14 protein-coding genes are annotated in these 16357 nt (G+C 69.5%); 13 read left to right on the plus strand and 1 reads right to left on the minus strand.

Going from position 1 to position 16357, the window contains the following annotated elements; genetic code table 11:
* The first annotated feature begins 6 nt into the window (after positions 1 to 6).
* The 7 genes from ABT063_RS20710 (at position 7) to ABT063_RS20740 (ending at position 8365) form a co-directional block, all read left to right on the plus strand.
* Complete coding sequence (locus ABT063_RS20710) at positions 7 to 1158, plus strand: uroporphyrinogen-III synthase (protein WP_351058821.1); 1152 nt, start codon at positions 7 to 9, stop codon at positions 1156 to 1158.
* Between the two features lie 191 nt (positions 1159 to 1349).
* The gene (locus ABT063_RS20715; RefSeq protein ID WP_351058822.1) at positions 1350 to 1943 is read left to right on the plus strand and encodes a CGNR zinc finger domain-containing protein; all 594 of its coding nucleotides are present in this window, start codon (positions 1350 to 1352) and stop codon (positions 1941 to 1943) included.
* A gap of 319 nt (positions 1944 to 2262) precedes the next feature.
* Positions 2263 to 2784 (plus strand): sigma-70 family RNA polymerase sigma factor, encoded by a 522-nt coding sequence (locus tag ABT063_RS20720; protein ID WP_010039908.1) that lies wholly within the window; start codon positions 2263 to 2265, stop codon positions 2782 to 2784.
* Positions 2784 to 3605 carry an anti-sigma factor family protein gene (locus tag ABT063_RS20725; RefSeq protein ID WP_351058823.1) on the plus strand — a complete coding sequence of 274 codons (822 nt, stop codon included), beginning with the start codon at positions 2784 to 2786 and terminating at the stop codon, positions 3603 to 3605. Before ABT063_RS20720 ends, ABT063_RS20725 begins: the two co-directional genes overlap by 1 nt.
* An 82-nt stretch (positions 3606 to 3687) precedes the next feature.
* On the plus strand, positions 3688 to 6021 hold the full coding sequence (locus ABT063_RS20730) for a HelD family protein (protein ID WP_351058824.1): 2334 nt from the start codon (positions 3688 to 3690) through the stop codon (positions 6019 to 6021).
* 291 nt (positions 6022 to 6312) lie between these two features.
* Positions 6313 to 7740, plus strand: a complete 1428-nt coding sequence (locus ABT063_RS20735; protein WP_351058825.1) for an NAD-dependent malic enzyme — start codon at positions 6313 to 6315, stop codon at positions 7738 to 7740.
* Between the two features lie 343 nt (positions 7741 to 8083).
* Positions 8084 to 8365: an HU family DNA-binding protein gene (locus ABT063_RS20740; RefSeq protein WP_007498188.1), complete on the plus strand. Its 282-nt coding sequence runs from the start codon at positions 8084 to 8086 to the stop codon at positions 8363 to 8365.
* Positions 8366 to 8491: 126 nt separating this feature from the next.
* On the opposite strand, the gene murA is transcribed toward ABT063_RS20740, so the two are convergent.
* Positions 8492 to 9832, minus strand: a complete 1341-nt coding sequence (gene murA, locus ABT063_RS20745) for a UDP-N-acetylglucosamine 1-carboxyvinyltransferase (RefSeq protein ID WP_351058826.1) — start codon at positions 9830 to 9832, stop codon at positions 8492 to 8494.
* Positions 9833 to 10084: 252 nt separating this feature from the next.
* Here murA and ABT063_RS20750 point away from each other — a divergent pair, with 252 nt between their 5' ends.
* From ABT063_RS20750 to ABT063_RS20775, 6 genes are all read left to right on the plus strand, one after another.
* Positions 10085 to 10657, plus strand: coding sequence for a YqgE/AlgH family protein (locus ABT063_RS20750; protein ID WP_351058827.1), 573 nt, complete (start codon positions 10085 to 10087; stop codon positions 10655 to 10657).
* A 30-nt stretch (positions 10658 to 10687) separates the two neighbouring features.
* On the plus strand, positions 10688 to 10987 hold the full coding sequence (locus ABT063_RS20755; RefSeq protein WP_095748699.1) for a DUF3039 domain-containing protein: 300 nt from the start codon (positions 10688 to 10690) through the stop codon (positions 10985 to 10987).
* A gap of 216 nt (positions 10988 to 11203) precedes the next feature.
* Positions 11204 to 12496 carry an extracellular solute-binding protein gene (locus ABT063_RS20760; protein ID WP_351058828.1) on the plus strand — a complete coding sequence of 431 codons (1293 nt, stop codon included), beginning with the start codon at positions 11204 to 11206 and terminating at the stop codon, positions 12494 to 12496.
* Between the two features lie 5 nt (positions 12497 to 12501).
* Positions 12502 to 13578 carry a carbohydrate ABC transporter permease gene (locus ABT063_RS20765; protein WP_351058829.1) on the plus strand — a complete coding sequence of 359 codons (1077 nt, stop codon included), beginning with the start codon at positions 12502 to 12504 and terminating at the stop codon, positions 13576 to 13578.
* The gene (locus tag ABT063_RS20770; RefSeq protein ID WP_351058830.1) at positions 13575 to 14420 is read left to right on the plus strand and encodes a carbohydrate ABC transporter permease; all 846 of its coding nucleotides are present in this window, start codon (positions 13575 to 13577) and stop codon (positions 14418 to 14420) included. Before ABT063_RS20765 ends, ABT063_RS20770 begins: the two co-directional genes overlap by 4 nt.
* Positions 14421 to 14424: 4 nt before the next feature.
* Positions 14425 to 16098: a beta-N-acetylhexosaminidase gene (locus tag ABT063_RS20775; RefSeq protein ID WP_351058831.1), complete on the plus strand. Its 1674-nt coding sequence runs from the start codon at positions 14425 to 14427 to the stop codon at positions 16096 to 16098.
* Positions 16099 to 16357: the final 259 nt, after the last annotated feature.

The raw sequence follows: 16357 nt of genomic DNA on the forward strand, positions 1-16357 counted from the left end.
AGAGTTATGTACGACGAACAGCAGCGACCGGACCATGGACCCCTGGCGGGGTTCACCGTTGGAGTGACCGCCGCGCGCCGGGCCGAGGAGCTGGGCGCGCTGCTCCAGCGGCGCGGAGCCGTCGTACTGCACGCCCCTGCCCTGCGCATCGTGCCACTGTCCGACGACAGTGAGCTGCTCGCGTCGACCAAGGAGGTCATCCACCAGGTTCCGGATGTCGTGGTCGCCACGACCGCGATCGGCTTCCGGGGCTGGATCGAGGCCGCCGACGGGTGGGGCCTGGGCGAGGACCTGCTGGAGAAGCTGCGCGGCGTGGAGCTGCTCGCGCGCGGACCCAAGGTCAAGGGCGCCGTACGGGCCGCCGGACTGACCGAGGAGTGGTCGCCGTCGTCGGAGTCCATGGCCGAGGTCCTCGACCGACTGCTGGCCGAGGGCGTCGACGGCCGCCGTATCGCCGTCCAGTTGCACGGCGAGCCGCTGCCCGGGTTCGTGGAGGCGCTGCGGGCCGCGGGAGCGGAGGTCGTCGGGGTGCCGGTGTACCGGTGGATGCCGCCGGAGGACATCGGGCCGGTGGACCGGCTCCTGGACGCGACCGTCTCCCGAGGCCTGGACGCACTCACCTTCACGAGCGCGCCGGCGGCGGCGTCGCTGCTGTCCCGTGCCGAGGAGCGCGGCCTGCTGCCCGAGCTGCTCGCCGCCCTCAACCACGACGTCCTGCCGGCCTGCGTCGGCCCGGTCACCGCGCTGCCGCTCCAGGCCCAGGGCATCGACACGGTCCAGCCGGAGCGCTTCCGGCTCGGCCCGCTCGTCCAGCTGCTCTGCCAGGAACTCCCGGGCCGGGCCCGGGCGCTGCCGATCGCCGGGCACCGGGTGGAGATCCGGGGGCACGCGGTGCTGGTGGACGGCGACCTGAAGCCGGTACCGCCGGCCGGGATGTCCCTGCTGCGAGCGCTGTCGCGGCGGCCGGGGTGGGTGGTGTCCCGTTCCGAGCTGTTGCGGGCGCTGCCGGGTGCGGGGCGGGACGAGCACGCCGTCGAGACGGCGATGGCACGGTTGCGTACGGCTCTGGGGGCGCCGAAGTTGATTCAGACGGTGGTCAAGCGGGGGTACCGGTTGGCGCTGGACCCGGCGGCCGACACGAAGTACGCGGACGTGTGACCGGGCGCCTCGCGTCGGCCTGAACGGACTCGTCCTCCGTACGTAACCAGCCCCTGTGCCCACCGCCGGTACGAGGGGTTCCAGCGGCGCGAGCGGGCAGGCACTGTTAGAGGGAACGGTTCCCCAGCCCCCTCCCACGGATCTCACCCTCCCCTCCCGAACCGGGGTGACCCCTAGGCGGTGACAGGCACATGGCATTGGGTACGGCCACGGACGCGTACGAGCTGCGGTTCGACGCCGGGCGGATCTGCCTGGATCTCCTCGCGACCACCCATCCCGTCGAACGCCTCGACTCCGCCGCGGTGCTGCGTGCCTGGATCACCGGGTCCGGACTCGTCCCGGAGGGCACCCCGCTCGCGCACATCGACGCCGCCTGGCTCGTCGGCTTCCGTGAACTTCGTGGTCGTATCGGACAGTTGGTACCGGGAGGGCTGACCCCGGAAGGGCGGCCGTACGGCCTCGCGCTCGCCCGGGTCAACGAGATCGCCCGCGCCGCCCCTCCGGCTCCGCGTGCCGTGCCCGGTGAAGACGGCACGCTCGTGCGGGAGTTGGACGGTCCGCCCGAGTGCGTGGCGCTGCTCGGTGCCGTCGCGCGTGACGCCGTGGAACTCCTCACGGATCCGGTCGCGCGGGCGGGGCTTCGGCAGTGCGAGGGGGACAACTGCCCGATCGTCTATCTCGATACGTCACGGGGGCGCAGGCGCCGCTGGTGTTCCAGTGAGGTCTGCGGGAACCGCGAAAGGGTGGCCCGGCATCGGCGACGGGCGGCGGTCGCCCGAGCCTGACTGTCCGTTAAGTACCTTCTGCGCGGCGGCTGTCGAAGTGATTTCGATTACACGCCGTTTACCTTCGGCCGCCCCGGGGCAGCTGGCGCAATCCTTTCGGTGTGGCGGAAATGTGAAGATCACGCGGGGGGAATGTGCGACCATGTCCGGCCTCGTCACGTCACTCACGAGAAAACTGTCACTCCACTTTGAACACTCAACTCCTCGCGTCCGTACCCGTGGTCGAGCGACCGACTGGGGGAACCCCCGGACACCGGAGGTGGGCGTGCGCAAGGATGCGGCCGTGGCCAATGAACGTGGATCGAGGGCCCGACATCGCATGTCCCAGCCCTCGGAACCTGATGAGGAGCTGATGCGTGCTCTGTACAGAGAACACGCCGGACCTCTCCTTGCGTATGTCCTGCGGCTGGTCGCCGGTGACCGGCAACGCGCAGAGGACGTCGTGCAGGAGACACTCATCCGTGCCTGGAAGAACGCCGGTCAGCTCAATCGTGCGACCGGATCGGTACGCCCCTGGCTGGTGACGGTCGCCCGGCGCATCGTCATCGACGGCCACCGCAGCCGGCAGGCCCGGCCGCAGGAGGTCGATCCGTCGCCGCTGGAGGTCATCCCCGCGGAGGACGAGATCGACAAGGCGCTGTGGCTGATGACGTTGTCCGACGCGCTCGACGACCTGACCCCGGCCCACCGGGAGGTGCTCGTAGAGACGTACTTCAAGGGGCGTACCGTCAACGAGGCGGCCGAGACCCTGGGCATACCCAGCGGCACCGTCCGCTCCCGGGTGTTCTATGCCCTGCGGTCGATGAAGCTGGCGCTGGAGGAGCGGGGGGTGACGGCGTGATGAGTGTTTACGGGGGATCGCAGGGATTCGGCCCAGGTGGTTCGGGTATGTCTGGCCCCATGATGGGATCTCCGGGCCCGAACGAGCACGAAACCGTCGGCGCCTACGCCCTCGGGATCCTCGACGATGCCGAGGCAACCGCTTTCGAGGCCCATCTCGCCACCTGCGAATGGTGCGCCCAGCAGCTCGACGAGCTCGCCGGCATGGAACCGATGCTCGCCGCCCTCGCGGACCTGCCCGGCTCCGGCACACCCGCCATCGGCGAGTCGCTGTCCGCGAAGCCCAGCCCGCGCCTGGTGAACAAGCTCGTCGACGACGTCGCCGACCGTCGCGCGCAGCGGCGCCGGAAGGGCTTCTACCTGGTGGCGGCCGCCGCCGCGCTGATCATCGGCGGCCCGATCGTCGCCGTGGGGGCGACCGGCGGGGACTCGGGAGGCAACTCGGCGGCGCCCGTGCCGAGCGCGGCCAAGACCCTCTTCGACGGCATGGACGACAAGGCCACGGGGACGGACCCCTCTACGGGCGTCAGTGCGACCGTCGCCACGGAGAAGAAGGACTGGGGCACCGAGGCGGTCCTCGAGCTCAAGGGTGTCAAGGGCCCGCTCAAGTGCTCCCTGATCGCCGTCGGCAAGAACGGCGAGCGCGAGACGATCTCCTCCTGGTCCGTCCCGGAGTGGGGCTACGGCCTGCCCGACGGCAAGACCGAGAAGTCCAGGAACCCGCTCTACATCGGCGGCGGAGCGGCCCAGACCCCGAACGAGATCGACCACTACGAGGTCATGACCTTCGACGGCAAGAAGCTCGTCGAGGTCGACGCGTGAATCACTGAGAGCGGATGCATAGCTTCCCGGGCCCCCCTTCGCGTACGGTTGACGGCTGCCCAGCACGTCAGAAGGGGGCCCGGTGGCCGCTCAGGTTCAACAGGAAACCGCGGTCGGCTCGGTTCAGGACTCAGTCCGGGACCGGGAGATCAGCATCGAACAGCAACACCTGGACCGGGTGTACCGGCGCCTCGAGGAGAAGATCCACGAGGCTGAGTTCCTCATGAACGACGCGGCCAAGCGCGGCCAGGTCGGCACGCCCGGCGCGCTCGCCGAGCGGGACGCGCAGGTCTTCCGGGCGGGTGTCCACCTCAACCGGCTGAACAACGAGTTCGAGGACTTCCTCTTCGGCCGGATCGACCTGCTTCCCGGCAAGGACGGCAAGAAGGGGCCCGACGGCGCCTACACCGCCGTGGAGCCCGCCGAAGGCGCCGTGCGGGACGACAACACCGCCGACATCGCCGAGACCCTGCACATCGGCCGCATCGGTGTCCTCGACGAGGACTACGCCCCGCTGGTGATCGACTGGCGGGCGCCCGCCGCCGCCCCCTTCTACCGGTCCACTCCGGTCGACCCGGGCCGGGTCGTGCGCCGGCGCGTGATCCGTTCCAAGGGGCGCCGCGTGCTCGGCGTCGAGGACGACCTGATGCGCCCCGAGCTGAAGGCCTTCATCGGCGGCCGGGAACTGCCCGTCATCGGCGACGGCGCCCTGATGGCCGCCCTGGGGCAGGCCCGTACGCACACCATGCGGGACATCGTCGCCTCCATCCAGGCGGAACAGGACCTGGTGATCCGTGCTCCCGCCGCCTCCGTGACCTACGTCGAGGGCGGGCCGGGCACGGGCAAGACGGCCGTCGCCCTGCACCGGGCGGCGTATCTGCTGTACCAGGACCGGCGCCGGTACGCGGGCGGCATCCTGATCGTCTCCCCGACCCCGCTGCTGGTGGCGTACACCGAGGGCGTGCTGCCCTCCCTCGGCGAGGAGGGCCAGGTCGCCATCCGCGCGATCGGCTCGCTCGTCGACGGCGCCGAGGCCACGCTGTACGACTCCCCGTCCACGGCCCGCGCCAAGGGCTCGTACCGCATGCTCAAGGTGCTGCGGAAGGCCGCGCGCGGCGCCCTGGAGCTGAACGATTCACCGGCCCGGCTGCGGGTCGTCGCCTTCGGCCGCCGCCTGGAGCTGGAGGCCGAGGAGCTCAACCGCATCCGCCAGAGCGCGCTCGGCGGCACCGCACCCGTCAACCTGCTCCGCCCCCGTGCCCGCAAGCTGCTCCTGGACGCCCTGTGGGCACAGTCCGGCGGGGCCGACCGGCACACCGACCCGGAGCTGGCCGCCGAGCTGCGCTCCTCCTTCGACGAGGACGTCAGCTCCGAGGACAGCTTCGTCGACTTCCTGGACGCCTGGTGGCCGGAGCTCACCCCGAAGGCCGTACTCGACGCCATGGCCGACGAGCGGCGGCTCGGGCGCTGGGCCCGGCGCGTGCTGAACCCGGGCGAGGTGCGCAGGGTGGCCCGCTCCCTGAGACGGGACGGCCACTCCGTGCACGACATCGCGATGCTCGACGAGCTCCAGTCCATCCTCGGCGCCCCGGCCCGCCCTCGCCGCAGGCGCGAGCTGGACCCGCTCGACCAGCTCACCGGCCTGGAGGAGCTGATGCCGGTGCGCGAGGAGACCCAGCGCGAGCGGGCCGAGCGGCTGGCGCAGGAGCGCACCGAGTACGCGCACGTCATCGTCGACGAGGCCCAGGACGTCACGCCGATGCAGTGGCGCATGATCGGCCGCCGGGGCCGGCACGCCACCTGGACGGTGGTCGGCGACCCGGCCCAGTCCTCCTGGTCCGACCCCGACGAGGCGGCCCAGGCCCGCGACGAGGCCCTCGGCACCCGTCCGCGCCGCCGCTTCCAGCTGACCGTGAACTACCGCAACCCGGCCGAGATCGCCGAGCTCGCGGCGAAGGTGCTGGCGCTGGCCATGCCGGGCTCCGAGGCCCCGTCGGCCGTCCGCTCCACCGGCGTGCGGCCGCGCTACTCGGTCGTACGGGAATCCCTCGCCGAGACGGTCCGGTCGGAGGCCGCCCGCCTCCTCGACCTGGTCGACGGCACCGTCGGCGTCGTCGTCGCCATGAACCGCCGCGAGGAGGCGGCACGCTGGCTCGCCGGGCTCGGCATGGAGGTCCCCCCGGTCGAGCGAAGCCGAGACTGGGGGAGGGTCGTGGCACTCGGCAGCCTGGAGGCGAAGGGCCTGGAGTACGACGCGACGGTGGTCGTCTCCCCGGCGGAGATCGCGGACGAGTCCCCGGCCGGGCTGCGGGTGCTGTACGTGGCCCTCACCCGGGCGACCCAGCAGCTCACCGTGGTGTCGGGGGAGCGGGACGCGCCGGACGCGAACGGGGTGCCCGACCTGCTCAGGGATTGATGTCCCGGTACGGGAATGGCCTTACGGGAACTGTTTGTTAGCCTGGATGTGGCACCGGCCCGATCCAAGCCCCCGGGCCCAACCTTCGTCGCTACGAGCGACCACTTGCCGCGAGGCGAGCATGGCGGGTCGGTGTCACTGAGCAGGCGAGAGGCTCACGTCGATGTGACGTGAGCCTCTTTCGCTGTGAACAAAAAGTTCGCAATACCACCCGGCTAACGCCTACTCCGCGGTAGGTGCGACCATCGGACGGCATCCAGCATCACACGGTGAAAGCAGAGGAAGTCGGCCATGGCAACGGCGCCCAGCGTCTCCTACTCGATGACGGTCCGGCTGGAGGTGCCCGCGAGCGGAACCGCGGTCTCCCAGCTCACCACGGCCGTCGAGTCCCACGGAGGCTCGGTGACCGGCCTCGACGTCACCGCGTCCGGCCACGAGAAGCTTCGCATCGACGTCACGATCGCGGCCACCTCGACCGGGCACGCCGACGAGATCGTCGAGCAGCTGCGCGGCATCGAGGGCGTCACGCTGGGCAAGGTCTCCGACCGTACGTTCCTGATGCACCTCGGCGGCAAGATCGAGATGGCGTCCAAGCACCCCATCCGCAACCGTGACGACCTGTCCATGGTCTACACGCCGGGCGTGGCCCGCGTCTGCATGGCGATCGCCGAGAACCCCGAGGACGCCCGGCGTCTGACCATCAAGCGCAATTCCGTTGCGGTAGTGACGGACGGCTCGGCCGTCCTGGGCCTCGGCAACATCGGGCCCAAGGCCGCCCTCCCCGTCATGGAGGGCAAGGCGGCCCTCTTCAAACGCTTCGCCGGCATCGACGCCTGGCCGCTCTGCCTGGACACCCAGGACACCGACGCGATCGTCGAGATCGTCAAGGCGATCGCCCCCGGCTTCGCCGGCATCAACCTCGAGGACATCTCCGCGCCCCGCTGCTTCGAGATCGAGGCGCGGCTGCGTGAGGCCCTCGACATCCCCGTCTTCCACGACGACCAGCACGGCACGGCGATCGTCGTCCTCGCCGCCCTCACCAACGCACTTCGCGTGGTGGGCAAGGCAATTGAGAACGTGCGCGTGGTCATGTCCGGCGCCGGCGCGGCCGGTACGGCCATCCTCAAGCTGCTGATCGCCGCGGGCGTGAAGAACGCCGTCGTCGCCGACATCCACGGCGTCGTGCACGCCGGCCGCGAGGACCTGGTCGACGCCGCCCCGGACTCGGCGCTGCGCTGGATCGCCGACAACACCAACCCCGAGGGGCTGACGGGGACGCTGAAGGAGGCCGTGCGCGGCGCGGACGTCTTCATCGGCGTCTCGGCTCCCAACGTCCTCGACGGCGACGACGTGGCCGCCATGGCCGACGGTGGGATCGTGTTCGCGCTCGCGAACCCGGACCCCGAGGTGGACCCGGCAATCGCTCGCCAGACGGCGGCGGTTGTGGCCACCGGCCGCTCCGACTTCCCGAACCAGATCAACAACGTGCTGGTCTTCCCGGGCGTCTTCCGCGGTCTGCTGGACGCGCAGTCCCGCACGGTCAACACGGAGATGATGATCGCTGCCGCGAAGGCCCTCGCGGACGTGGTGACCGAGGACGAGCTCAACCCGAACTACATCGTCCCGAGCGTGTTCAACGACAAGGTCGCGGGCGCGGTGGCCGGGGCGGTGCGGGAAGCGGCGAAGGCCGTCGGGGCGGCGGCTCCTTCGGTGTCGTAGTCCGTCGTGACACTCTGCGGCGGGCCTTGGCTGTGAGGATCACCACGGCATGACATCGGCGCGTCGCGGAACCCGGGGTTCTTGGCCTCCGTTTATCGTGTCGCCAGGCTCAGGCCCTCTTTTCGTGTGACTCCCTTGGGTGTTCTCACGACTCCTGGGGGTGCCGGATTGGCTTTCCCGCCGCAGGTAGGGGCAGGATGCGTCCCTGGGCGCGAGGGTCTGACGACGGACCCGGGTCCGGGGCCTGTCCGAGGACCCTGGCAGCATCGGCATCGCAGTGCCGAATCATGCGGCTCTGCCGCGTGGCACGCCTCAACGGCAAGAAGAACACGGGAGTAACAACATGAACCGCAGTGAGCTGGTGGCCGCGCTGGCCGACCGCGCCGAGGTGACCCGCAAGGACGCCGACGCCGTTCTGGCCGCGTTCGCCGAGACCGTCGGCGAGGTCGTCGCCAAGGGCGACGAGAAGGTCACCATCCCCGGCTTCCTGACCTTCGAGCGCACCCACCGTGCCGCTCGCACCGCGCGCAACCCGCAGACCGGCGACCCGATCCAGATCCCGGCCGGCTACAGCGTGAAGGTCTCCGCGGGCAGCAAGCTCAAGGAAGCGGCCAAGGGCAAGTGACCTTGCCGCTACACCACGGGACGGTGTGCGGCACATGAGTAACGCCGATGGGGCGGCCCCCGGATTCCGGGTGCCGCCCCATCGTGGTTCGCTCAGCAGTGGCCTCAAACGCCGGCCGGGCTGGACTTACCCGAGCGCTTTGCCCGGAAGCTCGACCTTGGCGCCCAGCTCCACCAGCTTCTCCATGAAGTTCTCGTAACCCCGGTTGATGAGGTCGATGCCGTGCACCCGGGACGTACCCTGGGCGGCCAGTGCGGCGATGAGGTAGGAGAAGCCGCCGCGGAGGTCGGGGATGACCAGATCGGCGCCCTGGAGCCTGGTGGGGCCGGAGACGACCGCGGAGTGCAGGAAGTTGCGCTGGCCGAAGCGGCAGTTCGAGCCGCCCAGGCACTCGCGGTACAGCTGGATGTGCGCCCCCATCTGGTTCAGCGCGGAGGTGAAGCCCAGCCGGGACTCGTAGACCGTCTCGTGGATGATGGACAGCCCGGTCGCCTGCGTCAGGGCGACGACCAGCGGCTGCTGCCAGTCCGTCTGGAAGCCGGGGTGCACGTCCGTTTCGAGGGCGATGGACTTCAACTGGCCACCGGGGTGCCAGAAGCGGATGCCCTCGTCGTCGATCTCGAAGGCACCGCCCACCTTCCGGTAGGTGTTGAGGAACGTCATCATCGAGCGCTGCTGGGCGCCCCGGACGTAGATGTTGCCCTCGGTCGCCAGCGCCGCGGACGCCCAGGAGGCGGCCTCCAGGCGGTCCGGCAGGGCGCGGTGGTTGTAGCCGCCGAGCCTGTCCACACCGGTGACGCGGATGGTGCGGTCGGTGTCCATCGCGATGATGGCGCCCATCTTCTGCAGGACGCAGATCAGGTCCTCGATCTCCGGCTCCACGGCCGCGTTCGAGAGCTCGGTGACGCCCTCGGCGAGCACGGCCGTCAGCAGCACCTGCTCGGTCGCGCCGACGGACGGGTACGGCAGCCGGATCTTCGTGCCGCGCAGGCGCCGCGGCGCCTGAAGGAACTGACCGTCCGCCCGCTTCTCGATCGTCGCGCCGAACTGCCGCAGCACCTCGAAGTGGAAGTCGATGGGCCGACCGCCGATGTCACAGCCGCCGAGACCGGGGATGAACGCGTGCCCGAGGCGGTGCAGCAGCGGACCGCAGAGGAGGATCGGGATACGGCTCGAACCCGCGTGGGCATCGATGTCAGCGACGTTCGCGCTCTCCACCGACGTCGGGTCCATCACCAGTTCGCCCGGTTCCTCACCCGGACGGACCGTCACACCGTGCAGCTGCAGCAGACCGCGTACGACACGAACATCCCGGATGTCCGGAACGTTGCGCAGTCGACTCGGGCCGCTGCCCAGCAGGGCGGCGACCATGGCCTTCGGTACGAGGTTCTTCGCACCGCGGACACGGATCTCGCCCTCCAGCGGGGTTCCGCCGTGGACAAGCAGGACATCGTCGTTGACGGTCATGTATCTCGCGTTCCGATGAGTGGGGCAGGGGCCAGGAGGGAAAGGGTAATCGCCGCCCACCCCCCTTCTGTAAGCCCGAGGACGGCCCGACTGCGTCATAGCTCTGTCACAACACGAACCGTTCCCCGGCGGGTACATGGGGTCACCGACCCCTTTCGTGCGCTGGGGCGCACCGGTGCGCCCTGAGCTGCATTCACTGCCGTACGGGCATTGCCTCCCCACGCGCAGGGAAGATGCGGGATCATGTCTGGCATGACCGAGGTGTCCTCGCTCACAGGGCGGTTGCTCGTGGCAACACCCGCCCTGGCGGACCCGAACTTCGACCGTGCGGTGGTGCTCCTTCTCGACCACGACGAGGAGGGCTCCCTCGGTGTCGTCCTCAACCGCCCCACCCCGGTGGACGTGGGCGACATCCTGGAGGGCTGGGCCGATCTCGCCGGCGAACCCGGCGTCGTCTTCCAGGGCGGACCGGTCTCCCTGGACTCGGCGCTCGGCGTCGCCGTCATCCCCGGCGGCGCGTCCGTCGACCGGGCCCCGCTGGGCTGGCGCCGGGTGCACGGCGCGATCGGTCTGGTCGACCTGGAGGCCCCGCCGGAGCTCCTCGCCTCGGCGCTGGGAAGCCTGCGGATCTTCGCCGGTTACGCCGGCTGGGGCCCCGGCCAGCTGGAGGACGAGCTGGTGGAGGGCGCCTGGTACGTCGTCGAGTCGGAGCCCGGAGACGTCTCCTCCCCGTCCCCGGAGAGACTCTGGCGCGAGGTTCTGCGCCGCCAGCGCAACGAGCTCGCGATGGTGGCGACGTATCCGGACGACCCTTCGCTCAACTGATGCCTGTGACCTTCAGTACCCTTGGCACTTATGAGCACTCTTGAGCCTGAGACCCAGCCGCAGCGAGGTACTGGGACGGGAACCCTCGTAGAGCCGGCGCCGCAGACGTCGCACGGCGACGGCGACCACGAGCGCTTCGCCCACTACGTCCAGAAGGACAAGATCATGGCGAGCGCCCTCGACGGCACCCCCGTCGTGGCGCTGTGCGGCAAGGTCTGGGTGCCGGGCCGCGACCCGAAGAAGTACCCCGTGTGTCCCATGTGCAAGGAGATCTACGAGTCCATGGGCGCCGGCGGTGACGACAAGGGCAAGGGCGGCGGCGACAAGTAGCCCTGTCCGGCTGAGGGTTCGGCCCGTCTGAGGTTCTTGGAAGGCCCCCGGGGCACGCTGAGCGTGCCCCGGGGGCCTTCGTGCGTCCGCGCGCCCTGTGTCACGAAGTGGTTGAGACCTCTTGTGGACATGTTCATGTAGTCCATAGCCTTCGTGCGTTGTGCAGAGCGAAACCGTCATTGCATATATTGCAACGCACGTCCGGAGGAACACTCCATGAAGCTCGCCCCCCGACTGGCCGTTCTCCTGGCCGCCCTCGTCGTCACCGCCTGTGCCCCTCAGACATCCGACAACTCCTCCTCCGACACGGACGAGCAGACCGGCACCCTGCGCGTCTGGCTCTTCCAGGAGGTCAACAACAAGCCCAAGGAAGAGGTGGTCGACTCCGTCCTCGCCGATTTCAGGAAGGCGCACAAGGACACCAAGGTCACCGTCGAGTACATCCCCGTCGAGACCCGCGCCCAGCGCATGAAGGCCGCCTTCAACGACCCGAAGAGCGCCCCCGACGTCATCGAGTACGGCAACACCGACACCGCCGGCTACGTGAAGGACGGCGGACTCGCCGACGTCACCGAGGACTTCTCGTCCTGGAGCGAGGCCAAGGACACCGACCCGACCGCGAGACAGTCGGTCACGGTGGACGGCAAGATCTACGGGGCGCCGTACTTCGTCGGCGTACGGGCCCTGTACTACCGCACGGACATCTTCAAGGACCTCGGCCTGGAAGTCCCGAAGACCATGGCCGAGTTGGCCACCACCGCCCGCGAGATCCGGGCCGCCGAGCCCGACCTGTACGGCCTCGTGGTCGGCGGCGCCTTCACCTACGGCGCGATGCCGTTCATCTGGGCGAACGGCGGCGAACTCGCCACCGGCAAGTCGGGCTCGTACGCCTCCGCGATCGACAGCGCGGCGGCCCAGAAGGGCATCAAGGCGTACACGTCCCTGTTCTCGGACGACAACTGTCCCGCCGCCAAATGCGCCGGCATGGGCGGCAACGACACGATCACCGCCTTCGCGGCCGGTCAGGCGGGCATGGCGATCGGCGGCGACTTCAACCACACGGCCGTGGAGGCCGGGAAGGTGAAGGGCAAGTACGCGGTCGTGCCGCTGCCGGGGGTGAAGGCCGGGGAGATCGCGCCGGCGTTCGCCGGGGGCAACAACATCGGGGTCCTGAAGAGCACCTCGCACCGCACCCTCGCGGTCGACCTGATGAAGCGGCTGGCGTCGAAGAAGACACAGGAAGAGCTGTTCGGGGCGATGGGCTTCCTGCCGACGTTCACGGACGTACGGCAGCAGGTCGCGGCCGAGCAGCCGTACGTGAAGCCCTTCGTGGAGACCCTCGCCGCGGACACGAAGTTCGTGCCCGCCTCGCCCGCCTGGTCGCAGATCGACTCCTCGCTGGTCCTGCCGACCATGCTCCAGGAGGTCATCAGCGGCAAGAAGGACGTGGCGACGGCCTCCAGGGACGCGGCGACCAAGATGAACGACGCGTTCAGCTCCGTCGGATGACGCCGATGAACGACCGCACAGCGCCGGGCGCCCCACCGCCCGGCTCCGCGCCGGACGCCGGGTCCCCGTCCCGGACCGGACCCGGGACCGCTGCGGCGGTCCCGGCCGGGGCGGCTTCCGGTGGTGGGTCCGTCGCAGGGGTGAAGGCGACCGCGCCGCGGGCGCGTCGGCCGCGTGGCGTGCCCGTGAAGGGTGGCTCCCCGCTCGGGCGCGCTCGCTGGACGCCCTGGCTCTACCTCGCGCCCGCCCTCGTCGTCCTCGGCGGGCTGCTCCTCTACCCCATCTACCAACTCGGCCTGATCTCCTTCTTCCAGTACACCCAGGCCCAGGTCAGCGGCGGCGAACCGACCACCTTCCGGGGCTTCGGGAACTACACCGAACTGTTCGGTGACGACCAGTTCTGGCAGGTGCTGCTGGCGACGGTCCTCTTCGCGGCGGCCTGTGTCGTCTCCACCCTCGCGGTCGGCTGCGCGCTCGCCGTACTGCTCACACGCGTGCGTGCCGTACCCCGGCTCGCGCTGATGCTGGCCGCGCTGGGCGCGTGGGCGACGCCGGCGATCACCGGTTCGACGGTCTGGCTGTTCCTCTTCGACCCGGACTTCGGCCCGGTGAACCGTGTGCTGGGACTCGGCGACCACTCGTGGACGTACGGGCGCTACAGCGCCTTCCTCCTCGTCCTGCTCGAAGTGGTGTGGTGCTCCTTCCCGTTCGTGATGGTGACGGTGTACGCCGGTATCCGCGCCGTACCGAGCGAGGTCCTGGAGGCCGCCGCCCTGGACGGTGCCTCCCAGTGGCGCATCTGGCGGTCGGTGCTCGCGCCGATGCTCCGGCCGATCCTGACGGTCGTCACCATCCAGTCGGTCATCTGGGACTTCAAGGTCTTCACGCAGATCTACGTCATGACCAACGGCGGCGGCATCGCCGGGCAGAACCTCGTGCTCAACGTCTACGCCTACCAACAGGCGTTCGCGTCCTCGCAGTACGGCCTCGGCTCGGCGATCGGAGTGGTGATGCTGCTGATCCTGCTGGCCGTCACGCTCGTGTACCTGCGGCTGCTGCGCCGGCAGGGGGAGGAACTGTGAATCTTCTACGTGGCCTGGTGCGACGTCCCTGGCGGCTGGCCGCCGAGGCCTCCGCCCTGCTGATCGCGGTCGCTGTCGCCTTCCCTCTGTACTGGATGGTGCTGAGCGCCTTCAAACCGGCCGGCGAAATCGAGTCGGCCCAGCCCCGGCCATGGACTCTGGCCCCCTCCCTGGACTCCTTCCGACGGGTCTTCGAGCAGCAGGAATTCGGCCGTTACTTCCTCAACAGCCTTGTCGTGGCGGGCAGTGTCGTGATCGCCTCGGCGTTGATCGCGTTTCTCGCGGCGACCGCCGTGACGCGATTCCGGTTCCGCTTCCGGACCACCTTGCTGATCATGTTTCTGGTGGCCCAGATGGTGCCCGTGGAAGCCCTCACGATCCCCTTGTTCTTCCTGATGCGGGACTTCGACCAGCTGAACACGCTGGGTTCGCTGATCCTGCCCCACATCGCCTTCTCGCTGCCGTTCGCGATCTGGATGCTGCGGGGATTCGTGAAAGCCGTACCGGAGGCGCTGGAGGAGGCCGCGTACATCGACGGGGCGAGCCGGGCGCGGTTCCTGTGGCAGATCCTTTTCCCGCTGGTCTTCCCCGGGTTGGTGGCCACCAGCGTGTTTTCCTTCATCTCCGCCTGGAACGACTTCCTGTTCGCCAAGTCCTTCATCATCAGCGACACCTCCCAGTCGACCCTGCCGATGGCTCTGCTGGTCTTCTACAAGCCGGACGACCCGGACTGGGGTGGTGTGATGGCGGCCTCGACGGTGATGACGATTCCGGTGCTCATCTTCTTCGTACTCGTACAGCGACGGCTGGTCTCCGGGCTGGGCGGAGCGGTTAAGGACTGATGACATGAACGGTATTCCCTACGACGAGTTCCCGGGGTTCCACGTGGAGCTGGTCCCCGCCCCGAGCAGCTTCACGACGTCGATCGGCGGCGGCCAGGGGTACTTCATCGACGCGGCGACCGAGATCGAGGCGGCCCCCGGCACCGAGCGGGTCGCGCAGTGGCTGCGGACGACGGTCGGCGCGGCGACGGGCTACCCGCTGCCGCCGCACGGCAACAACTGGAACCGCATCCTGCTGCGGACCCTCCCGGAACTCGCCGAGGAGCTCGGCAGCCCCGAGGCCTACCGCCTCTGCGCCGACGGGTATGTGCTCGCCGTCGACGGGGCAAGCGAGACCGGCGTGTTCTGGGGCGCCCAGACCCTCCGGCAACTGCTCGGCCCCGACGCCTTCCGCCGCGCCCCCGTCGCCGCCAAGGAGGAGTGGGAGTTCCCCGCCGTCACCATCCACGACGCCCCTCGGTTCCGCTGGCGCGGCCTCATGCTCGACGTGGCCCGGCACTTCATGCCCAAGGACGGCGTCCTGCGCTACCTCGACCTGATGGCCACGCACAAACTCAACGTCTTCCACTTCCACTTGACGGACGACCAGGGCTGGCGGATCGAGATCAAGAGGTACCCCCGGCTGACCGAGGTCGGCTCCTGGCGGGCGCGCACGAAATTCGGCCACGGGGCCTCACCGCTGTGGGAGGAGAAGCCGCACGGTGGCTACTACACCCAGGACGACATCCGGGAGATCGTCGCCTACGCCGCCGAGCGGCATATCACCGTCGTCCCCGAAATCGACGTACCCGGCCACTCGCAGGCCGCCATCGCCGCGTACCCGGAACTCGGCAACACCGACGTCATCGACACGACCTCCCTCTCGGTCTGGGACAGCTGGGGCATCTCCGAGAACGTACTCGCCCCCACTGACAACACCCTGCGCTTCTACGAGGGCGTCTTCGAGGAACTGCTCGATCTTTTCCCGTCGGAGTTCGTGCACGTGGGCGGCGACGAATGCCTCAAGGACCAGTGGAAGCGGTCACCCGCCGCGCAGGCCCGCATCCAGGAACTCGGCCTCGCGGACGAGGACGAGTTGCAGTCGTGGTTCATCGGTCACTTCGACAAGTGGCTCTCCGCGCGCGGGCGCAGGCTCATCGGCTGGGACGAGATCCTGGAGGGCGGGCTGGCCGAAGGAGCGGCCGTTTCCTCGTGGCGCGGGTACCAGGGCGGGATCGCCGCCGCACGGGCCGGTCACGACGTCGTCATGTGCCCGTCGCAGCAGGTCTACTTGGACCACCGGCAGCACGCGGGCCCGGACGAGCCGGTCCCCATCGGCTACGTCCGGACACTGGAGGACGTCTTTCGGTTCGAGCCCGTACCCCCGGAGTTGACGCCCGAAGAGGCCGGACACGTGCTCGGCACGCAGGCCAACGTGTGGACCGAGGTGATGGAGGACCGCGCGCGCGTGGACTACCAGACCTTCCCCAGGCTCGCCGCCTTCGCCGAGGTGGCGTGGAGCCGCCTGCCCGCCCCCGCCGAGCGGGACTTCGCCGACTTCGAACGGCGGATGGCCGCCCACTACCGGCGACTCGACGCCCTGGGCGTCGCGTACCGGCCGCCCACCGGACCCTTGCCGTGGCAGAAGCGGCCCGGTGTGCTGGGCCGGCCGGTCGACGGCCCGCCCCCGAACAGGTAACCCCCGCACAGGCGGACCCCACCCGGACGGACTCCCGAACAAGTCATGGAAAACACCCGCAAGACTCACCGAAGAGTGTCATTCGGTACGCACTGGTGAAGCCGTGCGAAAACGGACCATCTCCCTGGTGAGGTGGGCGAATGCCTCCTAGCGGACCCCTGTCCTCGGGTCCTGCGAAGATGTGCCAGAGTTGCCACGTCCGCCCTGTCAGCACGTACCGTACGGCAACACAGGTGGGACCAGGTGGGGCAGCGGGAAG

The sequence above is a fragment of the Streptomyces sp. NPDC002838 genome, from assembly GCF_040295365.1.
Classification (GTDB): Bacteria; Actinomycetota; Actinomycetes; order Streptomycetales; family Streptomycetaceae; genus Streptomyces.